At 65.7% G+C, this 14,036-nt stretch carries 12 protein-coding genes; 3 read left to right on the forward strand and 9 right to left on the reverse strand.

Annotated features, from left to right (window positions below; all coding sequences use genetic code 11):
- Nucleotides 1-142 precede the first annotated feature (142 nt).
- Nucleotides 143-1,342 (reverse strand): GNAT family N-acetyltransferase, encoded by a 1,200-nt coding sequence (locus NL126_RS12825; protein WP_255195270.1) that lies wholly within the window; start codon nt 1,340-1,342, stop codon nt 143-145.
- Between the two features lie 107 nt (nt 1,343-1,449).
- Here NL126_RS12825 and NL126_RS12830 point away from each other — a divergent pair, with 107 nt between their 5' ends.
- Both NL126_RS12830 and NL126_RS12835 read left to right on the forward strand, forming a co-directional pair.
- Nucleotides 1,450-1,671, forward strand: a complete 222-nt coding sequence (locus tag NL126_RS12830; protein ID WP_255195271.1) for a DUF7996 family protein — start codon at nt 1,450-1,452, stop codon at nt 1,669-1,671.
- Between the two features lie 40 nt (nt 1,672-1,711).
- Nucleotides 1,712-1,969 carry a DUF8006 family protein gene (locus tag NL126_RS12835; RefSeq protein WP_255195272.1) on the forward strand — a complete coding sequence of 86 codons (258 nt, stop codon included), beginning with the start codon at nt 1,712-1,714 and terminating at the stop codon, nt 1,967-1,969.
- A 27-nt stretch (nt 1,970-1,996) separates the two neighbouring features.
- Here the strand turns inward: NL126_RS12835 and NL126_RS12840 are convergent, their stop codons facing one another.
- The 7 genes from NL126_RS12840 to NL126_RS12870 form a co-directional block, all read right to left on the reverse strand.
- Entirely contained in the window at nt 1,997-2,299 is a 303-nt protein-coding gene (locus NL126_RS12840; protein ID WP_255195273.1) for a DUF7521 family protein, read from the reverse strand.
- A gap of 203 nt (nt 2,300-2,502) precedes the next feature.
- The gene (locus NL126_RS12845; protein ID WP_255195274.1) at nt 2,503-2,853 is read right to left on the reverse strand and encodes an ArsR/SmtB family transcription factor; all 351 of its coding nucleotides are present in this window, start codon (nt 2,851-2,853) and stop codon (nt 2,503-2,505) included.
- A 145-nt stretch (nt 2,854-2,998) separates the two neighbouring features.
- Nucleotides 2,999-4,720 carry an Ig-like domain-containing protein gene (locus tag NL126_RS12850; protein WP_255195275.1) on the reverse strand — a complete coding sequence of 574 codons (1,722 nt, stop codon included), beginning with the start codon at nt 4,718-4,720 and terminating at the stop codon, nt 2,999-3,001.
- On the reverse strand, nt 4,721-6,775 hold the full coding sequence (locus tag NL126_RS12855; protein WP_255195276.1) for a type II secretion system F family protein: 2,055 nt from the start codon (nt 6,773-6,775) through the stop codon (nt 4,721-4,723).
- Nucleotides 6,768-8,885, reverse strand: coding sequence for a type II/IV secretion system ATPase subunit (locus NL126_RS12860; RefSeq protein WP_255195277.1), 2,118 nt, complete (start codon nt 8,883-8,885; stop codon nt 6,768-6,770). Before NL126_RS12860 ends, NL126_RS12855 begins: the two co-directional genes overlap by 8 nt.
- A gap of 294 nt (nt 8,886-9,179) precedes the next feature.
- Nucleotides 9,180-9,890 carry a fumarylacetoacetate hydrolase family protein gene (locus tag NL126_RS12865; protein ID WP_255195278.1) on the reverse strand — a complete coding sequence of 237 codons (711 nt, stop codon included), beginning with the start codon at nt 9,888-9,890 and terminating at the stop codon, nt 9,180-9,182.
- A gap of 94 nt (nt 9,891-9,984) precedes the next feature.
- Entirely contained in the window at nt 9,985-11,211 is a 1,227-nt protein-coding gene (locus tag NL126_RS12870; RefSeq protein ID WP_255195279.1) for an ornithine cyclodeaminase, nickel-pincer nucleotide-dependent, read from the reverse strand.
- A 109-nt stretch (nt 11,212-11,320) separates the two neighbouring features.
- Between NL126_RS12870 and NL126_RS12875 the strand changes: the two genes are divergently transcribed.
- Complete coding sequence (locus tag NL126_RS12875; protein WP_255195280.1) at nt 11,321-11,722, forward strand: DUF4383 domain-containing protein; 402 nt, start codon at nt 11,321-11,323, stop codon at nt 11,720-11,722.
- A gap of 13 nt (nt 11,723-11,735) precedes the next feature.
- Here the strand turns inward: NL126_RS12875 and NL126_RS12880 are convergent, their stop codons facing one another.
- Nucleotides 11,736-14,036, reverse strand: a complete 2,301-nt coding sequence (locus NL126_RS12880) for a S8 family serine peptidase (RefSeq protein ID WP_255195281.1) — start codon at nt 14,034-14,036, stop codon at nt 11,736-11,738.

Raw genomic sequence — 14,036 nt, forward strand, 5'->3', positions numbered from 1 at the left:
GGGTATGCAGACACATGGACACAGCGTGCGAGAGAACGGTTTCGTGCTCCCCGTCCGTTCGCTCGTGGCTGGACGCCATCGGTGACTGGCCGCTGGTGGGTAATAACGCTCGCTATGACGGCTATTGCTCGCTCCGGAGCGCTCAGAACCCTTCCTTGAGCAACGGCGTCGCCTTCGGGAACAGCGCGTCGAGCGTCGCGAGCGCGTCGGCGTCGGCCGTCAGCTCACCCGCGGTCGCGAGCGTCTCGGCCGACCGATAGCCACAGACGAGCTGGGAGAACGCACCGACGTCGGTCTCGGCGGCCGCGGGCGCGTCGGTCCGCTCACAGGTGGCCCGCCCGTCCGCGACCGAGAGCGCGTAGCTGCCGGTGACCTCGGGGAGCAACGGGTCGTCCAGCGCGACGACCACCTCGCCGTCGGTGGGGTACGACAGCGCCGAGCACGTGGCCTCCACGTCGACCAGCCGGAACATCGGGCCGGCCTCGACCGTGCAGTCGAGCTTCCGGGGGTCGGCCACGCGGTCGAGCAGGCCCGCGTCCGTGTCCGTGGAGAACTCCACGGCCTTCACTTGGGAGTCGTGGTCCGCGAGGAATCGGAGGACGTGGCCGAACGCCTCGGCGTCCGCCGCGCCCTGCTCTTGCACCTTGAGCGTGCGGTCGCCCCAGTCGCCCGTCACGGTGTAGACGAGGTGCGCCCGCGGCGTCCCCGCGTCGTCGAACCAGCAGTAGACGAACGGGTCGGTCTGCCACGACCGGAGCACGCGCTCTGTCCACCACTCGCCGGTGCGGTCGACCGCCAGCTCGTAGCCCGCCATCGCCGCGTCGTGGACGGCATCGAGGGGCTCCCAGTCGTCGCGGTCGAGCTGTCGCCACTCGCCGGCCGGCTCGCTCGCCGCGGCCCGGAGGTCGCTCGGCGCGGCCGACCAGTCGAGGTAGCGGTTGCACGTCGCCCAGCCGTACTTCCGGTAGAACGGGTGTTCGAACGGCCACAGCGCCGAGATGGGTGTCCCCCCCTCGCGGTACTCCCGGCACAGCTCGCGGAGGAGCGTCGCGACGTACCCGTTCCGCCGGTGTTCGGGCGGGGTGGCGACCGTGGAGACGCCCCCCATCGAGAGCGTCGTGCCTCGGAGGCGTGTCGTGAAGTCGTACGACGATAGAATCGTGACCGGCTCGTCGCCCTCGTCGGGGTAGAGCCCGCGGCGGAACCGCGGTGGGTCGGGCCGGTCGTCGGCTTCGAGCGCCTCGGAGACGTCCGGCCCGCGCGTCGGCTGGAAGGCGTACTGGACGTACCGGACGAACAGCTCGTCGCCGGCGTCGTCGTCGGGGATGGGGCGGTACTCCATGCCACCGGATGCACCGCCGGGGGTAAATGTCCGCCGGGCGGGTGACACACCGTCACCGGGGCGTCGGCGACCGTGAGATTGACGCGCCTGCGGCCCGAAGCCGGGGTATGTCGACGTCGACGACCGAGAGCGGCGGACTTCCCGGGTGGGCGAAAGCCGCCATCGTCCTCGGAGCAGGTGTCGTGCTCGCGGGACTGGCCGACTACGCGCTCTCGCAGGCGGGCTACCCCTCGCTCGGCGCGCTCGCGTGGGCCATGGGCTACGCCGGAGCGATCGCCGTCATCTGGGCCGGCTGGTTCCGCCACCTCGAGTTCGAGCCCGGCGGCTAACGGAACCATTAAGAACGAACCGTCATCATCTCAACCAAGGATGTTCGCCGTACCGCTACAGGTCATCGACAACTTTCTGCTCCAGTACAACGTCGGGCAGGCCATTCTCGCGCTCTTCATCCTCTCGACGCTAGGTGCGCTGCCCCTGAAATCGATGAAGATCGTCGGGCTGAACGCAGTCGCGTTCGGCCTGCTGTTCCTGCTCACCCCCTCGTCGCTGGAGCCAGTCCACTTCAAGTTCCTCGGTATCGCGCTGCTGTTCGTCGGGCCGCTGCTCATCATCTCGGCGCGTCGCTAGTCCTCCCCCGTTTCTCACCGCGCCCGATCACCGGTACAGCGACAGGTAGATCATCGCGAACCCGACGGAGAACGGGACGGTCTCGGCGATCTGGAACCAGAGGAAGTTCCCGCTCGCTTCGACGCCACCCGCGACCAGCAGTTGGGTGTTGAGGTTCGTCACGGCGACGCCCATGCTGATGAACGCGAAGCCGACGAACGCGTACTGGAGCCGCTCGGAGCCGTTCTTCCGGTACGCCTGGAAGCTGATGACCGTCAGCCCGAGCGAGAGGCCGAAGAGAACCAGTCGCATGAGTCCGAGGAACAGCCCGGCGATAGAGACATCCACCATACCGGAACGGCACCGCGCAGGGGGCTTAGTTCATTCGCCGTCGGCTGTCCACCCGCGCAGTGACTGTCAGTAGAACTACCGCGTCGTCGAGTCGGAGCTCGCTCCCGATGCGGTTGTCACGATGCCCGGCAGGTTACTCCCGGTGCGGTTGCCACGACGCCCGGCAGGTCACTCCCGGTGCGGTTGCCACGACGCCCGGCAGGTTACTCGCCGGCCAGTTCGTCCCACAGCTGCGTGAAGCGGTCGGGGACGTTCTCCTTGCGATAGATGCGCACCTTGTATTCGTCGTCCTGGAGGGTGATGACCGTCGAGTCGAAGTTGCACTCGTAGACGTTGAAGTGGTTCCCGTCGTCCGCGATGGCCGTCCGCTCCTCGATGAGGTCGTGTTCCTGAAGGAGCTCCAGCCGCCGATAAATCGTCGGCAGGGACATGTCACACGCCTCCGAGAGCTGTTTTGCCGACTGCGGCTCTCTGGAGATGGTGGCGAGAACGGTGCGCGCGCTCTCGTCGCCGATGGTGTTCAGGATCTCCTCGATTGGGCGCTCGTCGTCCACAGAAGGGGTTTGGAGCGACCTATCAAAAGCGTTTATTGCTGACTGTCGACGTGTCGCTCCGACTCAGATTCCCTATCAGAGTGGACTGACAAGCGACACAGCTTGGGTGAGACGAGGAAAGTCTACGATTTGGTGGCTGTGTTGGTTACTGCGCGACGAAGTAGGTGAGATACGTCACCTCTCCGGCCGCGCTCTTAGCTTCGAAGGTCACGATGAGCATTCCTTCGAACGAGTTCCCAGCACTGTAGAGGTCGTCGTCGAAGGTGAACTCCAGTGTGACCTCTTCGTCACCACTTCCGACCTTGCCGAACCCGCCATTCGAGACCGGAGTCAGCTGGTCTCCAAGCTTGAGGTTGGAAGCCACAGTCGCTCCGCTGTCCTTTCGGACGACGTCGACTTCCGTCGGGTCGCTGTTCTTGTCGGGATTCAGGACGAACGACATCCGCATCTGGGTAATCGTCCATTCGGTGGAGTCGTCGTTCCTGAACGTCGCCTCAATCTCGGTTTTGGACTTCGCATCGGCGTCTACGAACCGGATGTTGGCCGTCGGATTGATGTCCTTCAGGTCACCCGTCGGCGGGATCGCGTTGTCCGACACCGGGAGCGCGTTATACTCGACGACGAACGGGTCCGTGTCCTCGCTCGTGTCGAGGTTGTTGTCGCCATCCGGGTCATACCATGCTCGAATATCGATCGAGGTGTTGTCGATGGGGTTGACGGTAATCGTCGTCCGTCCGTCGTCGTCGGTCGTCGCAGGGGTGGTGCCGACGAAAGTCGCGTTCCCTGTGGTAATTTCGAACGAAACGGTCTCGCCCGCCACGGGGTTGTTGAACCGGTCGCGGAGCTCCACAGTGATGTCTGTGCCGCCCGGCTGGATAGCGGGTGAAGATGCTCCCACTTTCGTCAGGTACGCTGGGCCTTCTTCGGTGTGTCCGGTACCAACCCCGACTTTCGAGAGCCGCAGGTCGTAGGTCACGCCCTCTTTGAGGGTGATGGTGACCGTGTCTGCAGTCTCATCTACGACGACACTCTGGACGTTACCGACCGGGGCCATCTCGTCAGCCAGGAGCTTGGACCAGTCTGCCTGCGACAGCGTCGTCCCGAGCGTCAGCGTAATCGGACTGCCGCTCGCGGTGTTCGTGATACTCACGGTCTGTGCGGGGCCACTGATTGGCACTGCATCGAGCGTCACTGCCTTCGTGGAACTCTCCGAGAGGCTCCCGTTGAGGGTGGTCAGCGAAATCCGGTTGCCGCTGATGAGGTTACCGTTGTCGAACACTGCCGTTCCGCCGTTCTCGTCGCTGTTGTACAGTATCCCGTGCTCGTACGTCGTCGACGGTGCACTATCGTACTCGTTGTACGAGGGGCGGTAGCTCAGCGTGGTCGACTCGAAGTTGAGGGCTCCTGCAGTTTGGAAGTAGCCATCGGTTTCCGCATTGAGTGCTGATACGTTGCCGAATGAGATCGAGCTAGGGTTGCTCGTCGCTAACGTCCCCGCGGCCGGTCCCGGATTGATTAAGAACAATCGGGGCGGGTAGCGGACGCCGGTTTCGACTGCTGATGAACTCTCTGCACCCAGCGCGGCGGCTCTATCGACGTTCTGGTCGAACTCCTGGAAGTCCGCCTGCACCCGCGTGTTGTGTTCGAACTCGATCTGCTGGTTTGCCGCCGGCACGCCGGCGACCTGGACGATGACCAGCACCGCGATGACGAGCGCGAAGACGAGGATGGCGCCGAGCACCTCGGAGACGCCTCTCCTGTCGGGTAAGAAATTCATACCAGCTAACACGCGCCGTGAGGTATCAAGCCTTTCTATCGAGCTTACCTCCGGTAATCCAACCGTACCTGGGGTGAAACGTGGGGTCATTTAGATCACCAAGAACGCCACCATCGTGATAGCGACCATGAGGATGGCGTACTTCAGCCCGGAGAACGCGTCGTTCTCCGCGAGCTTGCCGGCGAGGACGCCGGAGCCGACACCCATGATGAGTGCGGCGTGGAAGAACACCGCCGTGTAGACGTTCACCGGGACGTTGATGAACGACACCGGGAGCTCACCACTCGTGCTCGGTTGGCTGGCGCCAACCTCGCTGACCGGGCCCAGGAAGCTCGCGTCGAGCATCACGACCACGAGCAGGAAGACGAGGAAGCCGATGACGACGACTGCCACGTACGACGAGAGTTCGCGGCGGCGCGCCCGCTCCATCTTCGCGCGGTTGCGGGTGTCCTCAGCGGCGATGGCAAGCACGCGCGAGAGGTCACCCGACGAGTGGATACCGTCGGCGAGCAGCTTCATCGTCCGCGCGAGCTGCGGGACGCGCAGCCGGTTGGCGAACGCCAGCAGTGCCGCGGTCACGTCGTGGTTCCACTGGATGTCGTTGCGGACGGTCTTGATCTCCTCGGCGACGATGCCGTCGGACCACCGCGAAACGAGCGCCAGCCCCTCGGTGAGGGGGATGCCCATCTTGTTCGCGCTCGACAGGATGTTGAGCGTGTCGGGGAACCGGCGGGCGATCTCGTTCTCGCGGCGCGTCTTCAGTTCGTGGAAGATGGACAGCGGCACCGCCACGACCAGGAACGGGAAGACGACCAGCGCGGTCGTCGTCCGAATCGGGTCGTCGAGCATCGCGTCCAGCGACGCCTCGACGGAGCCGCTAGCGACCATGACCGCGACCGCGACGAGCGCGAGCGGCACCGATACCACGAGCGAGAGCACCGGCGTCATCTCGATGGCCGGCAGCGGGTCGGAGAGGAGCTCCTTCATGCGGAGCAGTCGCTGGCGCTTGCCGTACTCGACGAGCCGCTCGTCGGGGTTCTCGGAATCCTGTTCGGGGGCCTTCGGCCGGTCGTACGCGACGACCTCCGGGACCGAGTGGACCTGCTCGAACGGCTGGCTCAGCACGTCGATGACCACGAGGAACGCGACCATCGCGAGCGGGATGACGAGGTAGACCAGCAGGCTGATCTGCGGGATGACGCTCCCACCGATGAGGCTGATGACGACCAGCGTCACGATGAGGAACAGCGGCGCGGCGACGAAGCCGACCACGAAGATCTCGGCCATCATCGAGAGCGTCTCGAGGAAGTCCTCCTGCTCCTCCTCTGCCTGGCGGAGGTAGGTCTCGGACTCCGACTCGAAGAACGTCGTGACGTCCGCGCCGGAGTCGAGCACGCCGATGAGGTCGTCGAGGAACTGCTCTAAGTTCTCACTCGGCGTGAGGTTCCGCGCGTTCTGGAGCGCGGTGTAGATGTCGCTGCCGAACATGTCGACGTCGGTGACGATCATCTCGAACTCCTTGGCGACTTCGCCGTACACGTCGTCGGCGTCGGCTAACAGGCGCATCGTCTCGACGAGGCTCATCCCGCCGTGGGAGAGCGCGTACATGTAGACGATGGCGTGCGGCAGCACGATGTCGATGTTCTGCCGGCGGGCAGAGACGACGGTGGTCGGGTAGTAGTACCGGCCGAACCAGACGCTCGCGGCGGCGATGCCACCCAGAACGAGGGTGAGCGCCGCGCCGCCGAACAGCGTCTTGTTCGCCGCGATGTACTCGACGACCCCGCCGCGGACGCCCGCGAGGGGGCTGGTGAGTCCCTCGAACACGCCGACGGTGGCGAGGAGGTAGGTCACGAGCAGCCCGAGCAGGGCACCGAGGACGCTCGCCACGATGGCGTAGCGAAGCGACGTCGCGAGATACTCGTCGTACGTCGAGCCCATCCGCGACTGGTTCAGGCTCCGCTGGAGCCCATTGTAGTCGTGCGGGCGGAGCTTGAAGTACGTCCGAATCCAGCCGTACTCCTCGCGGAGGCGCCGCCGCTCGTCCTCGTCGATGGGACGGGACTCGGCGACGTTCTCGATGCCGTACTCCGAGGGTGGCAGCTCGACCGTCGGCGTGGAGGTGTCGACCTCGTACTCAGTCATCGTTGCCCTCCGGGACGGGCTGGTAGTCGTCGGCCGTCTCGTCGTCCGACTCGTGGGTGAACCACTCTAGGTCCTCCACGTCGTCTTTGCCGTCCGACGCGCTCGCCGCGTCGTGCTCGGCCGAGCGGATGAGCGTCTTCCACGTCTGCTCGTCGACCGCGGTCGAGGACAGCGACTCTGCGTCGTCCTCGACGACCTCATGGTCGGGGTGGTCGGCGGGAACGCCGACGCCGTCGAACAGCTCGGCGGGCTCCAGCGCTTCCTCCTCGATGGACTCGATGACGAACTCGGGGTCCTTCGAGTACATGTGGATGACGCCGGCGACGCTGTGGTAGTCACTGATGCTGTTCTCGACGAGGTACGCCAGGACGCGCTGTCGGCGGTCGAGCTCCTCGGCGAGCTCCGTGGCCGACCAGCCGCGGTCGTGGGCGACCTCCGCGAGCACGCGGGAGTCACCGAACCGCTCGTGGACGTCGTTCGCGGGGTCCCACTCGAAGACGCGGTTGATGGCGATCTCGTTGGGGTTGTCCTCTCCGGCGTACAGCTCGTAGGTGCCGGCGTTCCGCCGGACGCGGCGGTCGCCGATGAACGTCTGGCGCTGGATGGAGACGATGTCGAGGTCCTGGAGCATCTGCACCGGGACGCTGAGCGGCGGGTTCTGCAGCCGCGACAGCACCGTCTCGATGGAGTCGGCGTGCATCGTCGTGTAGGCGGTGTGGCCCGTCCCCATCGCCTGGAAGAAGGTGAGGGCGACCCGCTGTTCCGTGCGGATCTCACCGACCACCAGGTACTCGGGGCGCTGCCGGAGCGCGGCCTGCAGGAGGTTGTACATCGACACCTCACCGCGACCCTCACCCGAGGCAGACGACCGGGTGACGGACTGGATCCAGTTGTCGTGCGGGAGGTCGATCTCGCGGGTGTCCTCGATAGTGACGACCTTCGAGGCGGGCGGGATGAAGAACGATATCGCGTTCATCGAGGTCGTCTTCCCCGAGCCCGTCCCGCCGGCGAACACCAGCGACTTGTTGTTCTCGATGGCGAGCCAGAAGTACGCCATCTGTTCGAGGCTGAACGTGTTCCAGTTGATGAGGTCGACCGGCGTGTACGGGATGTCGGCGAACTTCCGGATGGTGAAGTTCGACCCCCGGGTCGAGACGTCGCCGCCCATCGTCAGCTGGATACGCGAGCCGTCCGGTAGGGAGGCGTCGACGAGCGGGTTCGAGATGGACAGCTGCTTGCCAGCCTGCTGGGCCAGCCGCACCGTGAAGGAGTTGAGCTGCTGCTTCTTGAACCGGATGTTCGTCCGCAGGTCGCGGTACTCGCGGTGGTAGACATAGACGGGCACGTCGATACCGTCACACGAGATGTCCTCGATGCCGTCGTCGCGCATGACCGCGTCTATCGGGCCGTAGTGGACGAAGTCCCGGCGGAGATAGTAGAGCACCTTGTGGAGCGTGCCGGCCTCGACGGTCGCGGCGTGCTCCTCGATGAGCTCCTTGGCGTTCTCGATGAACACCCGCTCACGCTCGGTGTCGCTGTCCTCGTCGAAGTCGAAGTACATCAGCGAGTTCCGCAGCAGCGTCACGAGGTCCTTGCGGACGTACTTCTCGAAGGTGTCGAGCGTCGGCTCGCTGACGTGGTAGCGGTACTCCTTCGCCTCGTCGTCGTAGACGATGCTGACGAACGCGAACGGCTCGTTCACCCAGTATCGCTCGACCTCGTAACGGTTCTCGAGGTACGAGAAGTCGAAGAACGACTCGCCGATGAACTCGTCCGAGGGGATCTCGAACGGCGCGTCCACGGTCCGGGTGTGGAACGCGTCGCGGACGTCGCTGAGCACCTGCGAACGCGGGTCGTCGCCTACAAACGGGTTCTCGTCCTCGGGCTCGACCGGCTCCCCGTCGATGTACGACCGCTCGGTGTCGTCGCTCTCGGATTCGTTGTTCTCGAACTCGTCGTCGACCCGGCGGATGGCCGGCGTAACGTCGAGTTCTGCCCCACTACCAGTCTCGGCCGACGTGTTCACGTCCTGGCGCTCCGAATCGTCGATTCGGCGGATCGCCTGCCGGACCGGCTGTTCCCCTTCCGTGTTAATGTTGTCCTCGGTCATTGATGACTCCGAAATTCGCCTCTCCCCGCTTCAGGGTGCGTGGTACGCCGTCCCTGTCAGCCTACGAGTAGATGAATATGTTCTGTATAATTGTTCGGAGACATACTAAAGATTTCGCACGTTAGTATCCCTAGACAAAAGCCGCCGTATGGCGGTAGTGGGTTTCTATCTAAGGAACATATATTTTCTACCTGACACTCAAGATATGCCCTTCTGTCACGCGATTTCGCGGCCGATGTTACCGGAACAATCCGCTCGGCCTACCGGGCCGAGTCAGAAACGTATGGGGTCTCGTCAGGCGACCGTGTTCCGGAGCTGGCCGATGCCCTCGTACTCGATGACACACTCGTCGCCGCGCTCCAGCAGCCCTGGGTTGGCGGGACTGCCGAACGAGATGACGTCGCCGGGGGCGAACGTGAACCGCTCGGAGAGGAACGAGACGACCTCCCGCGGCTTGATGAACATGTTCGCGGTGTTGTCCTCCTGCCGGAGTTCACCGTTGATGTGCGTCGTCATGTCGAGCCCGACGGGGTCGATATCGGCGATGACGGGGCCGAGCGGCGCGCTGTGGTCGAACGCCTTGCGCGCGGTGCGGCGCTCCTGGTCGAGGCAGTCGAGGTCGTTCATGATGGTGTAGCCCTTCACGTAGTCGTCTACCTCGTCCTCCTCGATGTCGTGACACTCCTCGTCGATGACCGCGGCGAGTTCACCGGCGTAGGTCAGCTCCTCGGTGAAGGACGGATACGGGATGGGCACCTCGGGGTCGTGCAGCGACGTGGGGCCCTTGATGAAGAAGTCGGGGACCTCCGGGACGTCGTAGTCCATCTGCTCGACCTTCGCGCCGAAGTTCCGGCCGACGCAGTAGAACGCCGAGGGGACCGTCGGCGCGAGCAACGTCGCGGTCTCGCCGACGACGTATTCACCCTCGTCGGCGGTCACGACGCCGTCGTCGTACGTTCCCTCCACGATGCCGTCGTCGGTGCGGACGCGTGCGTACTTCGTCATGCTCGAAGCGGGTGGGCCGGCGGAGAAAACGGTTGCCGTTCGCGCAAGCGGCCCGCGTGTCGCGTCCGGTGACGGCTCGCCGCACGCCGGGTGCCTACTCGTCGAGCAGTTTCTCGGCGAGCGACGGGACGAACGTCCCGATGTCGGTCACCATCCCGACGGCCTGTGCGCTGCCGCGGTCGAGCAACTGGGTGACGGTGGCGGGGTTGATGTCGACGCAGACGGTACGCGTCGTGGAGGGGAGACAGTTGCCGACCGCGACCGAGTGCAGCAGCGTCGAGAGCATCAGCACCATGTCGGCCTCGTGTGCCTGCTCGCGGATGGCGTTCTGCGCCTCGACGGCGTCGGTGATGGTGTCCGGGAGGGGGCCGTCGTCGCGGATGGAACCGGCGAGGACGTACGGCACGTCGTTGGTGACGCACTCGTACATCACGCCGGAGTCGATGAGCCCCTCGTCGATGGCCTCGGGGATGCTGCCGGCACGGATAATCTCCGAGATGGTGTAGATGTGGTGTTTGTGGCCCTTCCGCGCGTGGTCGAGCGTCTCGGTGTTGACGCCGAGCGACGTGCCGTAGAGGTCGCGTTCGAGGTCGTGGACCGCGAAGCCGTTGCCCGCGGAGAGCCCGTCGACGTACCCCTCGCGGACGAGTCGTGCGAGGTCCTCGCGAGCGCCGGAGTGGATGAGCGCTGGGCCCGCCACGACGAGCACGTTTCCGTCCTGCTGTTTCACCTCCTCGATGGCGTCGGCGACCTGCCGGATGGTCGTCTCGGAGGGGCGCTCCGAGGAGACGCCACCCTGCATGAAGCCGAACGCACCACCCGAGTCACGGGGGCGCTCGGGGGGCTTGACGCGGATGCCCGCCTCGCCCGTCACGACCATGTCGCCCTCCTCGATGGCGTTCAGGACCTTCGTGTACGCCCGGGGGTCGTCCCCATCCTCGACCACCACGGCACAGTCCATCTCGATGTTCGCGACGTCGACCCACTCGTCGTCGTAGCGAATCTGCGTGGGGTGGTTCGTCGTCGAGTAGAAGCCGTGTGGGACGACCTGGTCGGCCGGTGCGGGCGTCAGTTCGACGTCGATGGGGTCTGCCGGATTGGCGCCGTTCTGGTGGAGCTCGTGAACGATGCTCTGGAGCTGTTCGTCAGTGTCGGCGAACACCCGCATCCGGGCGTAGGAGGTCTGGTCCTTGTGGGTGCCGACGTCGAACTCCTCGACGTCGAAGTTGCCGCCCATGTCCATGACGATGCCGAACGCCGCCTGCATCATCCCGGAGTCGATGATGTGGCCTTCGAGTTCGACCACGCGAGAGACCGTCATAGCGGCGAGTCGGGACCGGGTGATAAGTCGGTTGTGGGATTCCGGGCGATAATCCGGTAACATTTGGGACAATACCTAACAATCGGCCATCGACAGTTCCGGCCGGACCATGGCAGAAGCGAACGTAACAGCCGGCGAATCGGGCGGAACGAGCAATATCCAGGTGACGGTCGCACTCCTGTTCGGCGCAGTGCTGGCGCTGGTGGGGGTTCTCGGGCCGGTGCTCGGCGGCGCGAACAACGACCTCATCGTCTTCGGCCGGAACTACCTCCACGACGCGATTCACCTCCTGTCCGGCGTGGCCGGCCTCGCGGCTGGCTACTACGCCGGCGGACAGTACGCCGGCAAGTACAACAAGGCGCTCGGCGTCGTCTACGCGCTCGTGACGGTACTCGGGTTCGTGCTGTTCGACCTGTTCGCGAACCTCATCGCACTCAACACCGCGGACAACGTCTTGCATCTCGCGCTGGCCATCGCGTTCCTCGCGGTAGGGTTCGCGCTGAACGAGTGAGGGGCCGGCGGCCTCAGACGTTCGTGCTGGCGCCAGCGACGACGTTGTCGTCCGCGCTCCCGACCGTCGTCTCCGTCGAGCCGTCGAGGTCGGCGTCGGTCGTCGCCCGCGCCGGGCCGAACGTGTAGGTGCCGGAGGCGGCGGCGTCCGACGGCGCCTCGACGAAGTAGGAGACGGAGCCCGTGGAGACCGAGCCGAACACGACGGTCTGGGGTTCGCCGTCGCCGTTCTGCTCAACCCGCTCGACGTCCGGGCTCATCTCATCGAGAACCGTCCACTCGGCGGGAACGACGTCGACGAGTTCGACCGTGGAGACGGGGTCGATGCTGTCGACGGAGATGGTCACCTCGTCCGTCTGCCCACCGGTGTAGAGCGAGCCGTCGTCGGTGCGCGACCCCGTCACCGAGAGCGACGTCGGGGCGTCCACGGCGGGTGCATCGACCAGCACGGACTGGCCAGTGTCGAGCGAGACGCTCTGCTCGGGCGAGGCCATCGCGACGGCCGTCTCGACGGCGGCCTCGGTGTCGACGTAGCCGGCACCCGTGTTGAATGCGGTGTAGTTCGGGTTGTGTGCCTTCGCGGTGTCCTCCACGATGCGGATGACGTCGATGGGGGCAGGCGAGGCGTCCTCGGGGTGGGCGTCCCGGTAGGCCTCGTAGACCAGCGCGGCGATGCCCGCCGCACCCGGACAGGCCATCGAGGTACCCGAGAGCCGCGCGTAGAACGGCTCGGTCCCCGACCCACCGTAGGCGGGCCCGAGGTTCCCGAGCGCGTCGGTCCGGTCGATGGTCGACATCACGGCCGCACCGTGCGTCGAGATGCCGGGGCGGAACAGCGTCACGGGGCCGACGCTCGCGAGGTCGCCGTCGGCCTTCGCCTCCTGCTCGTACGCGAGCGTGTACGTGCCGCCGCCGGAGATCTCGGGTTCGAGTTCGACCGTGTAGACGTCGCCGCCGTCCACGTCGAACGTGAGCGTCCGCTGCTGGTGTGGCGGCTCCTCACCCATCATCGCGACGCGCTCGCCCGACTCGTCGTAGACGGTCGTGCGGACCCACTGGCCGTCGGGCTGGATGGAGAGCGTCAGCGAGACGCGGTCGACGCCCTCGTACGTCTGCAGGCGTTCGTAGACCGTCCCGACCTCCTCGTCGACCCCCGAGGTGCCGGGACTGGAGTTCACGCCGGCGCCGAACTTGCCCGTGAACTCGCCGCTGTCGACGAGCCGGGTGGTGCCGTTCTGGATGGCGTGGAACTCGCGAAGGTTCTGCAGGGTGGCCTCGCGGTCGTACTCGGTGGCATCTCGGGGGAGGTTACGCCCCCGGGAGGAGAACCCCGTGATGGGGCGCTCGTTCGTGTTGTCACCGCCGTCGGAGAACGACTTCTCGGCGGCGGCGACCCCGAGGACGTGCGGCGCCTTCGCGAACCGGCTGCCCGTCCCCGTGCTCGGTCCGGAGTTGCCCATCGCGAAGACGGGGAGGATACCCTGCTCGTAGGCGCGCCACGTCGCGACGTTGACGGGGTCGTTCGGGTTGTACGGCATGTCACGGGCCACCCCGTACGAGTTCGAGACGACGTCAGGGTCGAACTCCGGGTCGGTCTGCGCGCGGCCGAGCATGTGGTCCCACGCCGCGACGACGTACGGGAGATACACCGACCGCGTGGTCGTGTACCCCGTCAGGGTGACCTTCGGGGCCATCCCGGTGTAGTCGCCGTTCACGCCGCCGGTGCCGTCGCCACCGACGATGCCGGCACAGTGCGTGCCGTGTCCGAGGGTGTCGGTGTCGCTGGGCGCCACATCGACCCACAGCGGGTCGCGAGAGCCAACGCCCTCGTCGACGAACCGGTAGTTCGCCTCGACGCGCCCCTGCAGGGCGGGGTGCGAGGCGTTGATGCCCGAGTCGATGACGACGACGTGGGCGTCCTCGCCCTCGTAGCCGAGCGACTCGTGGACGGCGTCGACGGCCATCGACTCCCGGGAGACCGAATCGTTGTACCACTCCAGTTCCTCGGCCTTCTTCACGCGGCGAACCGAGTCCCAGCCGGCCACCGTCTCCAGCTGGTCGGGCGTCAGGAACGTCCACGCGATGTCGAGGTGTTCGAAGGGGCGATACCCATTCGCGAGGTCGAGCGTGTCGAGGCGGTCGACCGCGTCGGTCGAGTCGAAGACGACGAGTGCCTCCTGTACCCCTCCAGTAAGGTCGAACTGGTCGTCGAGCACGGCCGTCGAGACGTCGGCTGCCGCCTGTCCGGCCATCGCAGTCGAGGCGGCGGCGACGCCGACGCCCTTCAGGAACGTTCGTCGGTTCGTGTCTGGCAT

Source organism: Halorarius litoreus (assembly GCF_024362405.1).
In the GTDB taxonomy this organism is placed as follows: Archaea; Halobacteriota; Halobacteria; order Halobacteriales; family Haloarculaceae; genus Halorarius; species Halorarius litoreus.